Raw genomic sequence first — 17,868 nt, forward strand, 5'->3', positions numbered from 1 at the left:
AATTTGCTCTGCGTATAATAACGCACTCATTTAGTTAGAAGTCTAACCATTAGGTCGCTACGCTTTGACTCGCCACTATAACACCTTTACCCATTTGCTTTATCAAGCCGCGCACGCCTGGCGACTTGCCGTGGATCGCCACCTTAAACACAGCGGCCTGAGCATGAGCAGCTGGATGGCGATTGGCCTTATTGCCAGCGAAACGCGGCCCTATACCCAGACGGAGCTTGCGCAGCTGCTCGGCCTGGAGGATGCCAGCATGGTGCCACTGATCGATCGGCTGGTGAAGCAGGAGTTGCTGTCGCGCGTACAGCCGCCGGAAGATCGCCGCAAACGGCATCTGGTGCTGACGGAGAAGGGCAATCAGGCTTTTGCCCTGGTGAAAAATGAGGCAGACGCGCTGCGTGCCGAATTGCTCAGTGATATCGATCCTCAGGAGCTGGCGACGACGGAGCGGGTGCTGCAACAGCTGCTGACGCGTATGGGAAATATGTAACAGTGGCCAGACGCAATCCCTACGCGCCGCGAGAATGGTTGCCGCATGAGAAACCCATGCTGCCGGGTTCGCCTTCGACCCCGATCCATTCGCCGCCGAAAAGGATCGCTTTTGGCCTGATCGGCTTACTGATTTCGCTTACCGGCGCGCTCAGCAACGCGCTGGTCACGGCGAACCTCACCAATCTTCAGGGCACTTTTGGCGCTTACTCCAGTGAAATCGCCTGGTTGCCCGCCGTTTACGTGATGGGCAATATCTCCATCAACCTGCTGCTGGTGAAGTTTCGCCAGCAGTTTGGCCTGCGCGTTTTCACTGAAGCCTTCCTGGTACTCTATGTGCTGGTGGCTTTTTTCCACCTTTTTGCCAACGATCTCAGCTCGGCGATCATCGTGCGTGCCGCGCATGGCATGGCGGGCGCGGCGCTCAGTTCGCTGGGGATCTATTACCAGATACAGGCGTGGCCGGCGAAACACCGGCTTAAGGCGCTGGTGATCGGCCTGACCGTCTCGCAGTTCGCTATTCCGATGGCGCGGCTGTTTTCGACCGAGCTGCTGCAACTGCAGGAGTGGCGCGGGCTTTACCTGTTTGAGCTGGGCCTGGCGATGATCGCGCTGGGATGCGTGCTGGTAGTGAAGCTGCCGCCGGGCGACCGCATTAAGGCGTTTGAAAAGCTCGATTTTGTCACCTTTATGCTGCTGGCACCCGGTATGGCGCTGCTCTGCGGCGTGCTGTCGCTGGGGCGCATCGAATGGTGGTTTACCACGCCCTGGCTCGGCATCTGCCTGGCTATTGCGCTGGTGCTGATCGTTGCGGCGATCGTTATCGAGCACAACCGGAAAAACCCGCTGATTAATACGCGCTGGCTAAGCAGCGGCATGATGGTGCGTCTTGGCATCGTGATGATTATGATACGTATCGTGCTGGCGGAGCAGAATACCGGCGCGGTAGGCTTCCTGCAGCAGCTGGGCCTGCTGAACGATCAGATGCGCGGCCTGTCGCTGGCGATTATCGGCGGCATGACGCTCGGTATCGTCACCAGCGCCCTGACCATCAAGCCGACGCATCTTAACTGGCCCATCGTGGTCTCGCTGGCGGTAATGATCGTCGCCTCGCTGATGGATGCCCACTCCAGCCCGATAACGCGTGCCAACAATATGTATATCAGCCAGTTCCTGCTCGGCTTCAGCAGCACCTTCTTTATGGCGCCCGCTATGCTGATCGGTATTGGCAGCGTCGTGACGCAGCCGAAAAATCTGGTGAGCTTTGTGGTGCTGTTCGGCATGAGCCAGAATCTGGGCGGGCTGATCGGCTCAGCTATCCTTGGCACCTTTCAGGTCTGGCGCGAGAAATATCACTCCAGCCTGCTGGGCGATCAGTTGTCGCTGCTCGATCCTAACGTTACGGAGCGCCTCAGCCAGTATGGCGCGCTGTTCAACAGCCAGGTAGGCGATCCTGTTTTGCAGAGCGCGCAAAGCACCAGCCAGCTGCAGAGCGTCGCGACGCTGCAGGCGAACGTGCTGGCCTATAACGATACCTATTTACTGACGGCGGCGCTGGCGCTCATTACGCTGATGTGGGCGCTGTGGCGTCTCTCCCGTCAGCGATACCTTAACTGGCGGCAGGCGCGCTTCAACCTGAAGGAGCAGCGCCTGGCGGCCGCATCACAAGAATCTATGGAGTCACAATGAGTCAGCAGGATGAACTTCAGGCGGCGGAGCGCGAGCGTGCCAATCGTCGACGTATTCTTTCCATTGCGGCAGGGAGCGGCATCGTTATTCTTGGCGTCCTGGTTATTCTTTACGCCTGGCAGCTCTGGCCCTTTACCAGCGCGGTACAGAGTACCGAAAACGCCTATGTGCGCGGGCAGGTGACCTTTATCAGCCCGCAGGTCAGTGGCTATCTGACCTCGGTCGAGGTGGTGGATCTCCAGCCGGTGCAGAAAGGGCAACTGCTGATGACCATCGACGATCGCATCTACCGCCAGCGCGTGCATCAGGCGCAGGCGCAGCTGGCAATGAAGCAGGCGGCGCTCCGCAACAACCAGCAGCAGCGCCGCAGCGCTGAAGCCACCATTGTCAGCAATAAAGCCGCGCTGGAGAACGCCAGAGCGCAGGCGCTGAAAGGGGGCTTCGACCTGAAACGCGTCGAAAGCCTGGCCGCCGACGGCTCACTTTCGGTGCGTGAGCGCGATGCGGCGCGCGCCGCCAACGCGCAGGCGCAGGCGCAGGTACGCCAGGCGGAGGCGCAGGTGGCGGTAGCGCAGCAGAATCTGCAAACCGTTATCGTTAATCGCGCCTCCCTTGAAGGCGATGTCGCCAGCGCCCAGGCCGCGCTGGAACTGGCGGAGATCGACCTGGCGAATACCCGCATCGTCGCGCCGGATGCCGGTCAGCTCGGTCAGCTTTCGGTGCGCAAAGGGGCCTACGTGACGGCTGGTACGCGTCTCACCTCGGTGGTGCCGGACCATAAATGGATTATCGCCAACATGAAAGAGACGCAGATGGCGGCTATTCGTCCTGGCCTGCCGGTCACCTTCCGCGTTGACGCGCTCAACGGCAAACGCTTTAACGGCCATGTGGAATTTATCTCGCCAGCGGCGGGTTCGGAATTCAGCGCCATCTCGCCAGACAACGCCACGGGCAACTTTGTAAAAATTGCCCAGCGCATTCCGGTACGTATCGCCATCGAATCTGAAGATATGCGCGAGCTGCGGCCCGGCATGTCGGTAGAGGTGAGTATTGATACCGCCGCGCAACCTCGCAACAAGGCGGTGGAGTGATGCGGCGGCTGTTACTTGCCAGCCTGACGGCGCTGACGCTGGCCGGTTGCGCCACCGAGGTGGAAAAAGCGCCGTCATCGCTGCCGATCCCGCCGCAGTGGCGTAATCAGGTCGGGCCCGCCGCCGCGCCGGAAGCGGAATGGTGGCACGCCTTCGGTGACGATAACCTGAACCGGCTGGTGGCGCAGGCGCTGCGTAATAACCTCGATATCCTTACGGCACGCTCGCGCGTCGAGCAGTATCGCGCCCAGCTGCGCGCGGCGCAGGGCGACAATTTCCCTACGCTGAGCGCAGGCGCAGGGGTGACGCATCAGCGCGCATTGTCTTCCGTTACCGGACAGCCGTACGAGAACGCTGTCTATCAGGGGCTGCTGCAGGCCAGCTACAACGTCGATCTCTGGGGGGCGCGCAGCAGCAGCATTGCGGCCAGCGAAGCGTCGCTGGAGGCGCAGCGCGCGGCGGCATCGGCGGCAGAACTCACCGTCGCCAGCTCGGTGGCGTCGGGCTATATGAGCCTGGTGGCGCTGGACGAGCAGCTGCGCGTCACCGAAGCAACGCTGGCGACGCGCGGCAATTCGCTGCGGCTGGCGCAGCGCCAGTTCGAAACGGGCTACAGCTCGCGCCTTGAATGGATGCAGACGGCATCCGAGTTTCAGGCGGCGAAAGCACAGGTGCCGCAGCTAAAGCATCAGATCGCGCAGCAGGAGAATGCGCTGAGCATTCTGGTAGGCATGAACCCGCGCGAGATTGCGCGCCGACCGCAGTTCAGCCAGATTATGCCGCAGCAGATGCCGCAGGTGCTGCCTTCGCAGCTGCTTAACCGGCGGCCCGATATCGTGCAGGCCCAGCGCCTGTTGCTGGCGGCGGACGCGACGCTCGCCTCGTCAAAAGCGAAGCTGCTGCCGTCGCTCAACCTTACCGCGAGCGGCACCCTGCAAAGCAACGAGCTGCATCAGCTGCTCGACAATCCGTTTCGTCTCTGGAGCAACGGCGGCAGCGTGCTGGCGCCGTTGCTGAACCGCGAAGCGCTGACGGCGCAGGTCGATGTTTCGATGGCGGCGCGCAATCAGGCGCTTTACAGCTATGAAAAAGTCGTTCGCAACGCCTTTTCCGAGGTGAATGACGCAATGGATGCGATTCTGCAGGGCCAGGCGCAGCTGGCGGAGCTGCAGAAGCAGGAGGAGTATGTTTCCGAGGCGCTGCGTATCGCCCGCAATCGCTATCAAAACGGTTACGCCTCGTATCTTGACGAGCTGGACGCGCAGCGCACGCTGTTCAACACGCAGCTTAATCTGGTATCGGTGAAGAATAATCTTCTGCTGGCGCAGGTCGCGCTTTATCGCGCGCTGGGCGGCGGCTGGCAGGCGCACTGAACGATGTAGACAAGCTGGACGCTTTTGCTGCGTTATCAGTAAATCTTTTAATCATTTTGTTAATGAACCGCTGGTTCATAAGCATACTTTTGCTTACGTGTCTTTACATTATCTGTTAACATAGCGCGGTTTCGATTGGATCTAAGCAGAAAGGTGTGGATCGGTTCGATCCGCGCTCAGTAAGCGTATGGAGCTTTCCGCCTGCCTGTAACAGGTAATAAAGGAATAAAAACATGTCTAAGCATTCTCTTATCATAATGACTCTTGCGGCAACGTTATTAACGGGCTGCGCACGCACTGCGCCTGTACATAACGTCGACCAGTCACTTACGCAGCATTATTCTGATAACCAGATGAAAACTGCGATTATTGAGGCAGGGCTCGGTCGCAAATGGGTGATGACGCCCGTCGCGCCAGGGGTAATTAATGGCCGCTATGCGCAGCGCGAGTTTGTTGCCAATATCCGCGTGACCTATACGCCGCAAAGCTATTCTATCCAGTACGTCAGCAGTCAAAACCTGAATGCGAAAGACGGGAAAATTCACGCCAATTATAATCGCTGGGTGAATAATCTTGACCAGGATATTCAGCTGCGTCTGGCCGCTCAGGCTCTGAAATAATATTGCGCCTGCCGTCGCTATCCTCAGGCAACGGCAGGCGTTTTCCTAAAGAAAAATTGTGGTTTGCCGATATTTAAAATCGCTGCACCTTCATTTTCTGCCGTGGTTATGCACGTCAGAGCGTTATGAAGGCCATCCCAGCAATTATCCGTTTTTTCAATCAGGACATCGAAACGTTGCCTGGCTGGCGCTGATTTCGCAAGGCACAAAATAAGAGCGCAGTTATGAATTTGGCATATTCGCTTGTTGAATGGCAGGCACTGGCTCCGGGACTGGCCAGTCGGGATGTATGGCAACGCTGGGCGCAGCAACCTCCTGTTTTAGATCCGACTCTTCCTGTGGCAAAACCTCAATTCCTGCCGATGATGACCGCGCGTCGTCTGAGCAGCGGCAGCCGCGCGGCCGTAGAGTGTGGACTCGCCTTACTGGCGCGCCAGCCCGCGGACGCGGTGGTTTTTACCAGTCGCCACGGTGAGCTGGAGCGCAACCTGCGTATCCTTACGGCGCTAGCGGACGAGCAGGCACTTTCGCCCACAGATTTTGCTATGTCGGTGCATAACTCTGCCGTCGGCAGTTTGACTATCGCCGCGCAGCAACCGCTGGTTTCGACCTCGATCTCTGCGGGTATCGACTCCTTTCAACAGGCCCTTATTGAGGTCACTGCGCTGCATCAGGCGGGATACAAAAAGGTGCTGTTAGTCGACTTTGAGGGCGCCATACCCGATTACTATTCGCCCTGGCTGCCGGAGTGCGCTGGACAGGTACCTTACGCAGTCGGGCTTGTGCTGGCCGTGGGCAACAGCCTCAGGTGTTCAGCTCGCCCGCAAACGGGCAAGCTGCCCGGCGCGCTGCCTCAAAGCCTGGCGTTCCTGCACGGCATGCTGAGCGATGCGTCTGAATTTACCCTGCCGGGCGCGCGTATGGACTGGCAGTGGGAGAAATGCCATGGCTGATTCCTCTATCGTCATGCGTCGTCGCTTGAACGTTAACTATTACTGGCGGCTGGTTATGACCGCCGTAAGCTTTAGCTTGTTTAGCGTAGGCGGCCTGTTGCTGTCGCTTATCTGGTTCAATCTGCTGCTGCTTTTTCAGCGCAATACAACGCGTCGCCGCGCGCTGGCTCGCCGCAGTATTGCCTGGAGCTTCCGCTGTTTCCTGCGCTTCTGTCGGTTTGTTGGCGTCTATGACTATCGCATTATCGGCGCGGAGCTGTTACAGCAGGATAAAGGCTGCCTGATTGTCGCTAACCATCCCTCGCTGATTGACTATGTGATGATCGCCTCGGTACTGCCGGAGATGGACTGTCTGGTTAAAGCGGAGCTGCGGCACAACCTTTTCTTCCGCGGCGTGATACGCGCGGCGGACTATCTGATTAACAGCGAAGCTGAAACGCTGCTCCCTGACAGTCAGCAGCGTCTCGCCCGCGGCGACACCATCCTGATCTTTCCTGAAGGAACGCGCACGCGCTACGGCGAGGCCCTTAAGCTGCAGCGGGGCGCTGCCAATATCGCAGTGCGCGCCGGCTGCGCGCTGCGCGTGGTTCATATCAGCTGTACGCAGCGTATGCTCGACAAGCAGAGCCGCTGGTATCAAATTCCACCGGTTAAGCCGCTGTTTACCGTTCGCGTACAGGCACAAATCAGCAGCCATCCCTTTCGTGCAGCCAGCGAGGACGCGCAGCCTCTGGCGGCGCGTCGCCTGACCCGCTACCTGCAGCAGGCACTGGTACCACCCCAAGAAAAAGACGTTTGACGGAAACACAATGGACGCACTTATCAACACCCTAAAACAGATGATCATCGAGACGCTGAATCTCGAAGACATCACGCCCGATGATATTGAAACCGAAGCGCCGCTTTTTGGCGAAGGTCTGGGGCTGGATTCAATCGATGCGCTTGAACTGGGCCTGGCGGTGAAAAACCGCTATGGCGTGGCGCTTTCCGCTGAAAGCGAGACGCTGCGCGCGCACTTTTTCTCCGTTGCCACTCTGGCGACATTTATTAAACAGCAACAGGCATAAGCGTCAGGAGCCAACCTGTGATGAATAAAGATGAGATCTATCAGGAAGTCGCTTCGTTGCTGACCAGCCTGTTTGAAACCGATCCTGAGGCTATTCGCCCGGACGCGCGTCTGTATGAGGATCTTGAGCTCGACAGCATCGATGCGGTCGACATGGTGGTGCATCTGCAAAAGCGTACGGGCCGCAAAATCAAGCCAGAGACCTTTCGCTCTGTGCGAACTGTGCAAGATGTCGTGGATGCGGTTGAGCAGCTAATGCGAGAGAGCGCCTGAGCCGATGTTGTCTGCCGCGCTGCGTCTGCTGAATGCGCTTTCGCTACTAATGTGGCCGTTTATCGTGCTGCTCGTTGCAGCCCATCCGCAATGGCAGATTCTGTTCTGGCCACTTAGCGTTATCTTTGCGCTGCGCTGGTGGTTGCTGCGCGGCAAGCCCGCTGCGATGACGCGGCTCAGCGCCTGGCTGTCGCTGTTCGGCGCAATCTTTACTTTCAGCGCCGGCGCGCTGCGCAGCCTGCATCTGCTGTTGTGGTATCCGGTACTGGTGAATTTGCTGCTGCTCATTATGTTTGCCGGTTCGCTGCGCGGCCCGATGCCGCTGGTGGAGCGTATCGCGCGCCTGCGCGAGCCGGACCTGTCGCCGCAAGGCGTCAACTATACGCGCCGTGTCACCTGGCTGTGGTCGCTGTTCTTTTTGTTTAACGGCAGCATCGCCGCAGCGACCTGCGTGGCAGGAAACCTTAACTGGTGGACGCTGTGGAACGGTGGCATCAGTTATCTGCTGACAGGCTCGCTGATGGCAGGGGAGTGGCTGGTGCGCCAGCGAATCAGACAGGAAAGATGAAGATATTACCGGTCAGCTTATGGCTAAACGCGCCAGAGGGCGTGGTCGCCTTTCGCGGCGAGCGTCCGCTGCTGCGCAGTACCATGCGCCGTCAGGCCGCTGCGCTCGCCGCGCGCTTCGCCGCTGTGCCAGAGAAGCGCTGGGCGCTCTGTTTCGACGACACCTACCGCTTTTGCGTGGCGCTGCTGGCGGCCTGGTACGCGGGTAAGACCCCGGTGATCCCAGGCCACTGTCGCGCCCGACAGCTGGAGGAGATGCGTGCGGAAATAGACGGCGTCGTCAGCGATATGCCTCTTGATATCAGGCTACCGCATCTGATGTGGCGTGAAGAAGAAAGCGAGGACGCGCTGCCGCCGCTGCCTGACGATGCTGCGCTGGTGCTGTTTACCTCCGGCTCTACCGGTACGCCGCGCGCCGTACACAAGCCGCTGGCGGTGATGGAGCGTGAGGCGCAATGGCTTATTGAACGCTGGGGCGCTCAGGCCGCATCGTGTCGGTTTATCGCCTCCGTCAGCCACCAGCATCTGTATGGGTTAAGTTTCCGCCTGTTTATGCCGATGTCGCTCTCTTGTCCGTTTGCGGCGCAACAGATTCTGTACAACGAGCAACTGACGCAGCTGGAACGAGATAAGCCTTACGTTTTTATCAGCAGTCCCGCTTTTTTACGACGTCTTGACGCATCGCTTGCCGCGCCAGAGTGCGCGCTGGTTATTTCCGCGGGCGGCATGCTGGAAGAAGGGCATGCGGAGGCCGCGCAGCAGGCGCTGGGCTGCCGCATCAACGAGATTTACGGCAGTACAGAAACAGGCGTGATCGCCTGGCGCGAGCATGATGGCGAAACGCCGTCCTGGCGCTGCTTTCCCGCGGTTCGCCTGAACAAAACAGAGGGCGAACGCTGGCAGATCTTCTCAGATTTGCTTCCTGACGCCAGCGGCTGGCTGCTGGACGATCGGCTGGAGACAGACGAGACCGGATGTTTTCAGCTGGCGGGACGCCACGATCGCGTAGTGAAAATCGAAGATAAACGCGTCTCGCTGAGCGAAGTGGAACGCCGCGTACTGGCGCTGCCAGGCGTAAAAGATGCCGCCGCGCTGGTGATGACGCGCGGCAGCCGTCGTGCCGTCGCCGTTGCCGTACAGCTTGACTGGCAGCCAACAGCCGTGGAGCTGAGTCGGCTAAAACGCCTCTGGCGCGGGCAATTGCATCCCTGGCTGGAGCCGGTCGCGCTACCGCGCTACTGGCGCGTCGTAGAAGAGATGCCCGTCACCAGTCAGAGCAAACGCGCCTGGACACAAATTGAGGAGCTTTTTCATGTTGCCGATTGAGCGCAGCCGTAAAATCAGCGGATCGCAGGCGCTGTTTCACTTTCAGGTTGAGGCTGACCTTTTCTGGTTTCAGGGCCATTTTCCCGCGCTGACCATTCTGCCCGGCGTGGCGCAACTCGACTGGGTTATGCACTATACGACCACGCTGCTGGCGCCAGGCAAGGTTTTCAGCGCGCTTGAAAATATCAAATTTCAGCAGCCGGTGCCGCCTGGTTCCCATCTCCAGCTTGAACTCGACTGGGATGAAAGCAAATCCCGTGTCAGCTTCCGCTATCTGCTGCTGCGCGATGGCGAGCAGCAAAGCGCCAGCAGTGGGAAGATCCTGCTGTGCTGAATACCGACTTTTCGCCCTGCGTGGTGATCCCTTGTTATAACCATGGCGCAACCATGGCGTCGGTGCTTGCGCGGCTGGCCCCTTTTAAGTTGCCGATCATTATCGTGGATGACGGCAGCGACGCCGCGACGCAGCAGCAGCTGGCGCAGCTTCACGCCGATCAGCTTGATATATTGCGCCTGCCCGCGAATCAGGGAAAAGGGGCGGCGGTGATTTTTGGGCTGCGCGCCGCGAGACAACAAGGTTATACCCACGCCCTGCAGCTTGACGCTGACGGCCAGCATGCCATTGAGGATCTGCCTCTGATGCTGGCGGAGGCGCGCCGCTACCCGGAACAGCTGATCTCTGGTCGTCCTCGCTATGATGACTCGGTGCCTAAAGCACGGCTTTATGGACGCTATGTCACCCACTTTTGGGTATGGGTCGAAACGCTGTCATTCTCCATTAAGGACAGCATGTGCGGCTTCCGCGTTTATCCTCTGGTGCCCACGCTGGCGCTGTGCGACCGGCGCTCAATCGGCCAGCGAATGGATTTTGATACCGAGATTATGGTGCGGCTCTACTGGCAGGGCACGCCGAGCCGCTTTATCGCAACGCGCGTGGTCTATCCCGAAGCGGGCCTGTCGCATTTCGATGCGTTGCGGGACAATCTGCGCATTTCGTGGATGCATACCCGGCTTTTTTTCGGCATGTTGCCGCGCATTCCTAAGCTGGTGGCGATGCGCAGGCAACAGCGACACTGGTCTGGCGAGCCAGAGCGACGCGGGCAGGCCGGGCTGCGTTTTATGCTGGCGCTGTGGCGCTACGGCGGGCGGTTGCCCTTTACGCTGCTGCTCTGGCCAGTGGTGGCAGTCTACTGGCTGACCGGCCTGAACGCGCGTCGCGCGTCGCAGCGTTATCTGCAGCGCGTTGCCGCCTGCGCGCAAAGCCGCCGCGTCACGCTTCCGCAGCCGCTCAATAGCTACCGTCACTTTTTGCGCTTTGCTGAAGCGATGCTGGATAAAGTCGCCAGCTGGCGCGGCGACCTGCGCTGGGGCAAAGAGATTGACTTCGCCCCTGGTGCCGAGGCGACGATACGCCGGGCCGAGGGGAAGGGGCAGCTGATTCTGGCCTCTCATCTGGGCGATATTGAAGCGTGCCGCGCTATGGCGCAGCAGGTGAGCGGACTGGTTATCAATGCGCTGGTCTTTACCGATAACGCGCAGCGATTTCGCGCTGTGCTGGAAACCATTGCGCCTGATGCTGGGGTTAACCTGCTGCCTGTATCGAATATCGGCCCGGAAACCGCCATCCTGCTGCAACAAAAAATCGATGCGGGTGAATGGGTGGCGATTGTTGGCGATCGAACCGCAGTCAATCGCCAGCGCGGCGGCGTATCGCGCGTAGTCTGGAGCGATTTTCTTGGACAGCCCGCCCCGTTTCCTCAGGGGCCCTTTGTGCTGGCGTCGGCGCTGCGCTGCCCCGTAATGTTGATGTTCGCGCTGCGCGAGCAAGGGATGCTGCGCGTCTACTGCGAACCCTTCGCCGATCCGCTGCTGCTGCCGCGCGCCACGCGCCAGCAGGCACTGCAGGCGGCGGTGGATCGCTATGCGCAACGGCTTGAGGCTTACGCGCTGAAGGCGCCGCTCGACTGGTTTAATTTTTTTGATTTCTGGTCGCTGCCTGAGAACCGGGCGCGCCGCGAGGAGTCCCCGGATGAGTAACAATCTGCACGCCGTCGAGATAACGCTAACGGTCTCCTTCCACGACTGCGATCCCATGGGCGTGGTCTGGCACGGCAACTACTTTCGCTTTTTCGAACAGGCGCGCGAAGCGCTGCTGCGCCAGGTCGGCTACAGCTACGCTGAGATGGCGGCCAGCGGCTATGTCTGGCCGGTGGTTGATGCCCACGTAAAATATCGCCAGCCGCTGCGCTGCGAAGAGAGCGTCCGCGTTAGCGCGCGCATCACCGAATATGAAAATCGTCTGCGCATAGATTATGAAATAAAAAACGCCGAGGGGCAGGTCACGACGCGCGCCCACACGTTGCAGGTGGCGGTAAGCCAGCAAACGCAAGAGATCTGTTTTGTTTCACCAGATGTTCTACTGGAAAAACTGGGAGTAAAGGGATGTTGAAATATCTGTTCAGCGCGCTACTGCTCTGGAGCAGCATCTCCAGCGCCGTCACGCTGGCCGAGCTGCAACAGCGGTTCGCCAGCCAGCCCGTGATCCGCGCGGATTTCGTTCAGACGCGCACTATCGCTGGCATGGCGCAGCCGCTGATATCACACGGGGAGCTGCTGGTTGCCCAACCGCAGGGACTATGGTGGCATCAGCGCACACCTTTCGCTATGACGCTGCTGCTTGATGATAAGCGTATGGTTCAGACCCTCAACGGTCAGCCGCCGCAGACAGTGACCGCCGAGGCTAACCCGCAGATGTTTCAGTTCAATCATCTGCTGCGCGCGCTGTTTGAAGCGGATGAACGCGTACTGCGAGAGAACTTTACGATCGATTTTCAGGATAAAGGCGACGCGCGCTGGTCGCTGGCCCTGACGCCGAAGTCTGCGCCGCTGAATAAAATCTTCAGACGCATCGATTTGTCCGGCGAGACGTTTCTCGAGCGAATCGACCTGAACGATGCGCAGGGCGATCGCACGCATATCGAACTCAGCAATACCCGTACTCAGCCGCCACAGCTTAGCGCCGAGGAGCGTGCTCGCTTTGCCCCGTAACGCTCGCCTGCTGGCAGGTCTCTGGCTGATTTTCTGCGTCGCGCTGGCGCTAACGCTGGCGTTTATGCTGCCGCGCAGCCCGCTTAACAGCAGCGTGCTGGCGCTGCTGCCCCAGCAAACGCTTGGCGCCGCGCCGTCTGAACTGCAGCAAGGCTTTATGCAGCGCCTCGATCGGCAGCTGGTCTGGCTGGTGACGGCGGACGGCGACAAGGGCAGGCAGGCCGCCGTCTGGTGGCAGGCGCAGCTGCAGACGCTACCGGAGCTGAAAGCAGTTGAGGGCGCGCTGGATGAACAGCGTCAGTCAGAGTGGGGACGGTTCGCCTGGTCCCACCGCAACGGCTTAATCGACGACGCCACGCGTGAACGGTTACGCAATCAGACGCAGGCTGACTGGATACTGGCGCAGCTTTTCTCCGCCTTCGCCGGCGTGAGCAGCAAAGAGATGCAGGGCGATCCGCTTATGCTGACGCGCGGGTCGCAGCTGGCCCTTCAGCAAAACGCCGATCGTATGGTGCTGCGCGACAACTGGCTGACGGTACAGGAGAACCAGGGAAAGCGCTGGTATTTTCTGCATGGCGAGCTGGCGACCAACGCCTTCAGCATCAAAGAGAATCATGCGCTGGTTATGCGGCTTAAGGCTCTTGAGCAGCAGCTAAAATCACGCTGGCCCGACGCGCAGCTGCTGACGCGTGGCACCGTACTGTTCAGCGACGACGCCAGCCAGCGGGCGCAAAAGGATGTGGAAACGCTGGGCGCGGTGACCATCGGCGGCGTGCTGCTGCTGGTGCTGCTGGTCTTTCGTTCGCTGCGTCCGCTGCTGCTCAGCATCGCTTCAGTCGCCGTCGGCGCGATGGCCGGTACGGTAGCGACGCTGCTCTGCTTCGGCGAGCTGCATCTGATGACGCTGGTGATGAGTCTCAGCATCGTCGGCATTTCGGCGGACTATACGCTCTATTATCTGACGGAGCGGATGGTGCATGGCGCGCACGCCTCGCCGTGGGAAAGTCTGCATAAGGTGCGCGGCACGCTGCTGCTGGCGTTGGGCACCACGGCGATCGCCTGGCTGTTAATGCTGCTGGCGCCGTTTCCTGGCCTGCGCCAGCTGGCGGTATTTGCCGCCAGCGGTCTGACCGCTTCCTGCCTGACGGTGATCCTGCTCTATCCCTGGCTGGTACGCGGTCTGCCTGTGCGTCCAGTGCCGCTGATGGTCTGGTTTGGGCGCTGGCTGGCGGCGTGGCGCCGTAATCGCTATCTGCGCGTCGGCCTGCCGCTGAGCCTGGCGATCTATGCGATTGCGGGCGTCAGCCAGCTGCGCGTCGATGATGATATTGCGAAATTGCAAAGCGCACCGCAGTCTTTACTGGCGCAGGATCGCCTGATCGCCGCGCTGACCGGTCAGCGCACAGATCAGACCTGGTTTGTGGTCTGGGGCGATACGCCGGAGCAGACGCTGCAGCGTCTGGCTAAGCTATCGCCTGCATTGCAGCAGGCGAAGCGAGCAGGCTGGCTGGAGACAGCGCGCATTCTGCCGTTACGTTCGCTGCAACAGCAGCAGGAAGATGCGGCGCTGCTGCGCGACGCGGCCCCGCGCATTATGGCAAGGCTGCAACAGGCAGGTCTGACTCTGACGCCGCCTCATATCGAACCGATGCCCGTTACGCCAGAGGCCTGGCTGGCCAGCCCGCTTAGCGCCGGCTGGCGGCTGTTATGGCTGTCGCTGCCGGATGGACGTAGCGGCGTGCTGGTGCCGGCAGGCGGGGTGCACAACAGCGCAGCGCTGCAGCATCTGGCCGAACAGCTGCCGGGTGTCAGCTGGGTTAATCGCAAGGCGAGCTATGATGCGCTGTTCAGCTTCTGGCGTACGCTGCTGAGTGGCCTGCTGGCGCTGGCGCTGCTTTTTATCGCGCTGAGCTACGTGCTGCGTCTGGGATTAAAGGCGGGCTTGCGCAGCGTCACGCCCTCAGCGCTGTCGTTAGCCGTGGCGCTCGCCACGCTCGGCTGGCTCGGCGCCTCGCTTAATCTCTTTGCGCTGCTGGCGCTGACGCTGGTGCTTGGCATCGGCATCAATTACACCCTGTTTTTCAGCAACCCGAAAGGCACGCCCCTGACCTCGCTGCTGGCGGTGTCGCTGGCGATGATGACCACCTTGCTGACGCTGGGGATGCTGGTATTCAGCAGCACCAGCGCCATATCCAGCTTCGGCGTTGTGCTGTGCAGTGGGATTTTCAGCGCCTTTCTGATCTCGCCGCTGGCGCTGCGGCCATCTAAATCAAGGAAAAGAAAATGCGGCGAGTCGCTCTGACTTTGTTGTCGATTTTACTAATGAGCGGTTGCGCCAGCCATGCGCCCGATAGCGCGCGGCCTACCGCCTGGCTCAAGCCTGGCGTGCGCGTCACGCTGCCGCCGCCGGGCTTGACGCCAGGGTTCCAGCAACAGCAGTTGCTTACCGGCGAGGTCGGGGGAAAAAGCCAGTCGCTGCTGGTGCTGTTAAACGCGGACGGCGAGAAAATCGAACTGGCTGGATTGTCCTCAGTAGGTATTCGCCTGTTTCGCGTCACTTACGATGCCCAGGGCATTCACAGCCAGCAGCTGATGCCTCTGCCGCAGCTGCCGCCAGCCAGTCAGGTGCTGGCGGACATCATGCTCAGCCAGTGGCCGGTTGCGGTGTGGCTGCGAGCACTGCCGCCAGGCTGGAAGCTGGAAGATGTGGGCATGACCCGGTTGCTGCGCGACGCGCAGGGTAACGTCGTCACTGAAATTAACTACCTACAACGTGGCGGCCAGCGCGAGCCGGTCAGTATCCGGCAGCGAGCGTTTGGCTACCAGATCCGTATTCAACATCTGGATGCATCATGATTTACATTTCCGCGTTTGGCATGCTTAACGCGCTTGGCAATGATTTAACGACCATTGCGCAAAATCTGGAGCGCGGTCTCGCGCCGGGCATGCAGCCGCGCGACGGCTGGCTGAGCGGCGGAAGACGCTGCTGGCTTGGTGCGGTAGAGGGCGAATTGCCCGCGGTGCCCCCGCATCTGGCGGCGCATAATACGCGCAATAACCAACTGCTGCTGGCGGCACTGGCGCAAATTCGGCCAGAGCTGGATGCGGCAGTGGAGAAACACGGTGCCGGACGAGTTGCGATTGTGCTGGGCACCAGCACCTCAGGGGTAGATGAAGGCGATCGATACAGGCGCGCGCCTTACAGTGACTATCACTATCAGATGCAGGAGCTGGGCGATCCGTCGCGCTTTCTGGCGAATTATCTCCAGCTTGACGGCCCGGCATACACTATCTCCACCGCCTGTTCGTCCAGCGCGCGCGCCATTATCAGCGGTCAGCGGCTGATTGCCGCCGGGCTGGCAGACGTGGCGCTGGTCGGCGGCGCGGACTCGCTCAGCCGTATGCCGATTAACGGTTTCGACAGCCTGATGTCGCTTTCTGAGCAGCGCTGCGCGCCTTTTAGCCGCGAGCGCAACGGCATCTCTGTCGGCGAAGGTGCCGCGCTGATGCTGTTGACGCGCGAACCGCAGCCGCTGACCTTGCTGGGCGCAGGAGAGTCATCGGATGCCTGGCATATGTCGGCGCCGCATCCTGAAGGCGAGGGGGCTCAGCGCGCTATGCAGATGGCGCTGAACAGTGCAGGCATTACGGCGCAGGAGGTGGGCTATATCAACTTACACGGTACGGCGACGCCGCTTAACGATCAAATTGAATCCAGAGTGGTGCACCGTTTATTTGGTAACGAAGTTCCCTCGAGTTCGACCAAGCATCTTACCGGCCATACGTTAGGCGCAGCGGGCGTTATCGAAGCGGCTCTCGCCGCCCTGATCCTGCGCGACGGTTTACCGTTGCCTCCTCAGGATTTTTCAATGACAACCCAGGATGAGAGCCTGCCCGACTGCGGGCTGCTGCTGGCACGACAAAGGCTGCAAAAACCCGTTATCGCCTCGAACTCTTTTGCCTTTGGCGGTAATAACAGCTGCCTGATTTTAGGACGTTTATGATGAGTAAAGCGCTTTCCGCCCACGACTATTTGCCGCATCGGACGCCAATGGTTCTGGTTGACCGCGTGATTGCAGTAGATGATGAGAGCGTACATTGTCAGGTTTCTACTGCGCCCGACGGCGTGCTTGCACCTTTCCTTAATGCGCAGGGCGAGCTGCCCGCCTGGTTTGGCGTCGAGATCATGGCGCAAACCGTGGGTGTCTGGTCCGGCTGGCATGCCAGACGCGCCGGGGCACAACAGATCCAGCCCGGGATGCTGCTGGGGGGACGAAACTGGCGCGCAGCGGCGGCAACCTTTCCCGGCGCGATCACGCTCGATATTACGCTGCGTCTGCTGATGCGCGACGAGCGTATGGGCAGTTTTGAGGGTGAAATCCGCTATGGCGATCGCGTACTCGCCAGTGGCAGGCTAAACACCTATCAACCTGACGAACAAGAGTTACAACAACTGATTTTACAAGGAAAACAGCCATGACGCGTTCCGTGTTAGTTACTGGCGCAAGCAAAGGGATTGGCCGCGCCATCGCGCTGCGCCTGGCGCAGGACGGCTTTCAGGTCGCGGTGCATTTTAACCGCGACCAGGATGGCGCAGAGCAGACGCTGGCGCTTATCCAGACCGCAGGCGGCAGCGCGCGTTTGCTGAGTTTCGACGTGGCGGATCGCGCCGCGACGCGCGACGCGCTGGAAAAAGATATCGATGCCTATGGCGCTTATTACGGCATTGTCAGCAACGCAGGCATCACGCGCGACGCCGCTTTCCCCGCACTGACCAGTGATGAGTGGGACAGCGTTATCCATACTAATCTCGACAGCTTTTACAATGTTATCCAGCCTTGCGTAATGCCGATGATCGGCCTGCGTCAGGGCGGACGCATTATCACGCTCTCTTCGGTTTCCGGCATTGCGGGCAATCGCGGGCAGGTTAACTATAGCGCGGCGAAAGCCGGGATTATTGGCGCCACCAAGGCGCTGGCGATCGAGCTGGCGAAACGCAAAATCACCGTGAACTGCATCGCTCCCGGACTGGTGGATACCGGTATGGAAGGGCTGGAACCGCATGTGGTGGAGGAAGCGCTGAAAATCGTCCCGATGAAACGTATGGGCGCGGCGGAAGAGGTGGCTGGGCTGGCGAGCTATCTGATGTCTGACATCGCCGGTTATGTTACGCGCCAGGTTATTTCTATCAATGGAGGCATGCTGTGACGCATCGTGTAGTAGTAACCGGCATGGGTGGCGTCACGGCTTTTGGCGAGCAGTGGCAGGAGATAGCGACGCGTCTGCGCGCCGGTAAAAATGCGGTGCGTCGCATGCCGGAGTGGCAGGTTTACGACGGCCTTCACACGCTGTTGGGCGCGCCGATCG

21 protein-coding genes are annotated in these 17,868 nt (G+C 60.0%); all 21 read left to right on the forward strand.

Going from position 1 to position 17,868, the window contains the following annotated elements:
• Positions 1-64: 64 nt before the first annotated feature.
• On the forward strand, positions 65-496 hold the full coding sequence (locus B3797_RS07215; protein WP_311781782.1) for a MarR family transcriptional regulator: 432 nt from the start codon (positions 65-67) through the stop codon (positions 494-496).
• A 2-nt stretch (positions 497-498) separates the two neighbouring features.
• Positions 499-2,184 (forward strand): MFS transporter, encoded by a 1,686-nt coding sequence (locus tag B3797_RS07220; RefSeq protein WP_311790739.1) that lies wholly within the window; start codon positions 499-501, stop codon positions 2,182-2,184.
• Positions 2,181-3,275: an HlyD family secretion protein gene (locus B3797_RS07225; protein ID WP_311790740.1), complete on the forward strand. Its 1,095-nt coding sequence runs from the start codon at positions 2,181-2,183 to the stop codon at positions 3,273-3,275. The genes B3797_RS07220 and B3797_RS07225 overlap by 4 nt, the downstream gene beginning before the upstream one ends.
• Positions 3,275-4,648, forward strand: coding sequence for an efflux transporter outer membrane subunit (locus B3797_RS07230; RefSeq protein ID WP_311790741.1), 1,374 nt, complete (start codon positions 3,275-3,277; stop codon positions 4,646-4,648). Before B3797_RS07225 ends, B3797_RS07230 begins: the two co-directional genes overlap by 1 nt.
• 233 nt (positions 4,649-4,881) lie before the next feature.
• Positions 4,882-5,268, forward strand: coding sequence for a hypothetical protein (locus B3797_RS07235; RefSeq protein WP_311781778.1), 387 nt, complete (start codon positions 4,882-4,884; stop codon positions 5,266-5,268).
• Positions 5,269-5,492: 224 nt separating this feature from the next.
• The gene (locus tag B3797_RS07240) at positions 5,493-6,221 is read left to right on the forward strand and encodes a beta-ketoacyl synthase chain length factor (protein ID WP_311790742.1); all 729 of its coding nucleotides are present in this window, start codon (positions 5,493-5,495) and stop codon (positions 6,219-6,221) included.
• On the forward strand, positions 6,214-7,020 hold the full coding sequence (locus B3797_RS07245) for a lysophospholipid acyltransferase family protein (protein WP_311790743.1): 807 nt from the start codon (positions 6,214-6,216) through the stop codon (positions 7,018-7,020). The genes B3797_RS07240 and B3797_RS07245 overlap by 8 nt, the downstream gene beginning before the upstream one ends.
• A 10-nt stretch (positions 7,021-7,030) precedes the next feature.
• Positions 7,031-7,288, forward strand: a complete 258-nt coding sequence (locus B3797_RS07250) for a phosphopantetheine-binding protein (protein ID WP_311781775.1) — start codon at positions 7,031-7,033, stop codon at positions 7,286-7,288.
• Between the two features lie 20 nt (positions 7,289-7,308).
• Positions 7,309-7,560, forward strand: coding sequence for an acyl carrier protein (locus tag B3797_RS07255; protein ID WP_409373225.1), 252 nt, complete (start codon positions 7,309-7,311; stop codon positions 7,558-7,560).
• 4 nt (positions 7,561-7,564) lie between these two features.
• A complete protein-coding gene (locus B3797_RS07260) occupies positions 7,565-8,128 on the forward strand; it encodes a hypothetical protein (RefSeq protein ID WP_311790744.1) in 564 nt (187 codons plus the stop codon).
• Positions 8,125-9,453: an AMP-binding protein gene (locus B3797_RS07265; protein WP_311790745.1), complete on the forward strand. Its 1,329-nt coding sequence runs from the start codon at positions 8,125-8,127 to the stop codon at positions 9,451-9,453. Before B3797_RS07260 ends, B3797_RS07265 begins: the two co-directional genes overlap by 4 nt.
• On the forward strand, positions 9,440-9,787 hold the full coding sequence (locus B3797_RS07270; RefSeq protein ID WP_126688685.1) for a hydroxymyristoyl-ACP dehydratase: 348 nt from the start codon (positions 9,440-9,442) through the stop codon (positions 9,785-9,787). The genes B3797_RS07265 and B3797_RS07270 overlap by 14 nt, the downstream gene beginning before the upstream one ends.
• The gene (locus tag B3797_RS07275) at positions 9,781-11,490 is read left to right on the forward strand and encodes a glycosyltransferase family 2 protein (RefSeq protein ID WP_311790746.1); all 1,710 of its coding nucleotides are present in this window, start codon (positions 9,781-9,783) and stop codon (positions 11,488-11,490) included. The genes B3797_RS07270 and B3797_RS07275 overlap by 7 nt, the downstream gene beginning before the upstream one ends.
• A complete protein-coding gene (locus tag B3797_RS07280; protein ID WP_311790747.1) occupies positions 11,483-11,902 on the forward strand; it encodes a thioesterase family protein in 420 nt (139 codons plus the stop codon). Before B3797_RS07275 ends, B3797_RS07280 begins: the two co-directional genes overlap by 8 nt.
• Positions 11,896-12,501: an outer membrane lipoprotein carrier protein LolA gene (locus B3797_RS07285; protein WP_311790748.1), complete on the forward strand. Its 606-nt coding sequence runs from the start codon at positions 11,896-11,898 to the stop codon at positions 12,499-12,501. The genes B3797_RS07280 and B3797_RS07285 overlap by 7 nt, the downstream gene beginning before the upstream one ends.
• Positions 12,491-14,803, forward strand: coding sequence for an MMPL family transporter (locus B3797_RS07290; protein WP_311790749.1), 2,313 nt, complete (start codon positions 12,491-12,493; stop codon positions 14,801-14,803). The genes B3797_RS07285 and B3797_RS07290 overlap by 11 nt, the downstream gene beginning before the upstream one ends.
• Positions 14,785-15,357: a DUF3261 domain-containing protein gene (locus tag B3797_RS07295; RefSeq protein ID WP_311790750.1), complete on the forward strand. Its 573-nt coding sequence runs from the start codon at positions 14,785-14,787 to the stop codon at positions 15,355-15,357. Before B3797_RS07290 ends, B3797_RS07295 begins: the two co-directional genes overlap by 19 nt.
• Positions 15,354-16,505, forward strand: coding sequence for a beta-ketoacyl-[acyl-carrier-protein] synthase family protein (locus B3797_RS07300; protein WP_311790751.1), 1,152 nt, complete (start codon positions 15,354-15,356; stop codon positions 16,503-16,505). The genes B3797_RS07295 and B3797_RS07300 overlap by 4 nt, the downstream gene beginning before the upstream one ends.
• Positions 16,505-16,981 carry a 3-hydroxy-fatty acyl-ACP dehydratase gene (locus tag B3797_RS07305; protein ID WP_414693043.1) on the forward strand — a complete coding sequence of 159 codons (477 nt, stop codon included), beginning with the start codon at positions 16,505-16,507 and terminating at the stop codon, positions 16,979-16,981. The genes B3797_RS07300 and B3797_RS07305 overlap by 1 nt, the downstream gene beginning before the upstream one ends.
• Positions 16,978-17,709 carry a 3-ketoacyl-ACP reductase FabG2 gene (locus tag B3797_RS07310; RefSeq protein WP_311790753.1) on the forward strand — a complete coding sequence of 244 codons (732 nt, stop codon included), beginning with the start codon at positions 16,978-16,980 and terminating at the stop codon, positions 17,707-17,709. The genes B3797_RS07305 and B3797_RS07310 overlap by 4 nt, the downstream gene beginning before the upstream one ends.
• A partial coding sequence (locus B3797_RS07315; protein ID WP_311790754.1) for a beta-ketoacyl synthase N-terminal-like domain-containing protein occupies positions 17,706-17,868 on the forward strand: 163 nt, incomplete at its 3' end. The genes B3797_RS07310 and B3797_RS07315, both read left to right, overlap by 4 nt.

The organism is Pantoea sp. UBA5923, assembly GCF_002431095.1.
Taxonomy (GTDB): Bacteria; Pseudomonadota; Gammaproteobacteria; order Enterobacterales; family Enterobacteriaceae; genus Pantoea; species Pantoea piersonii.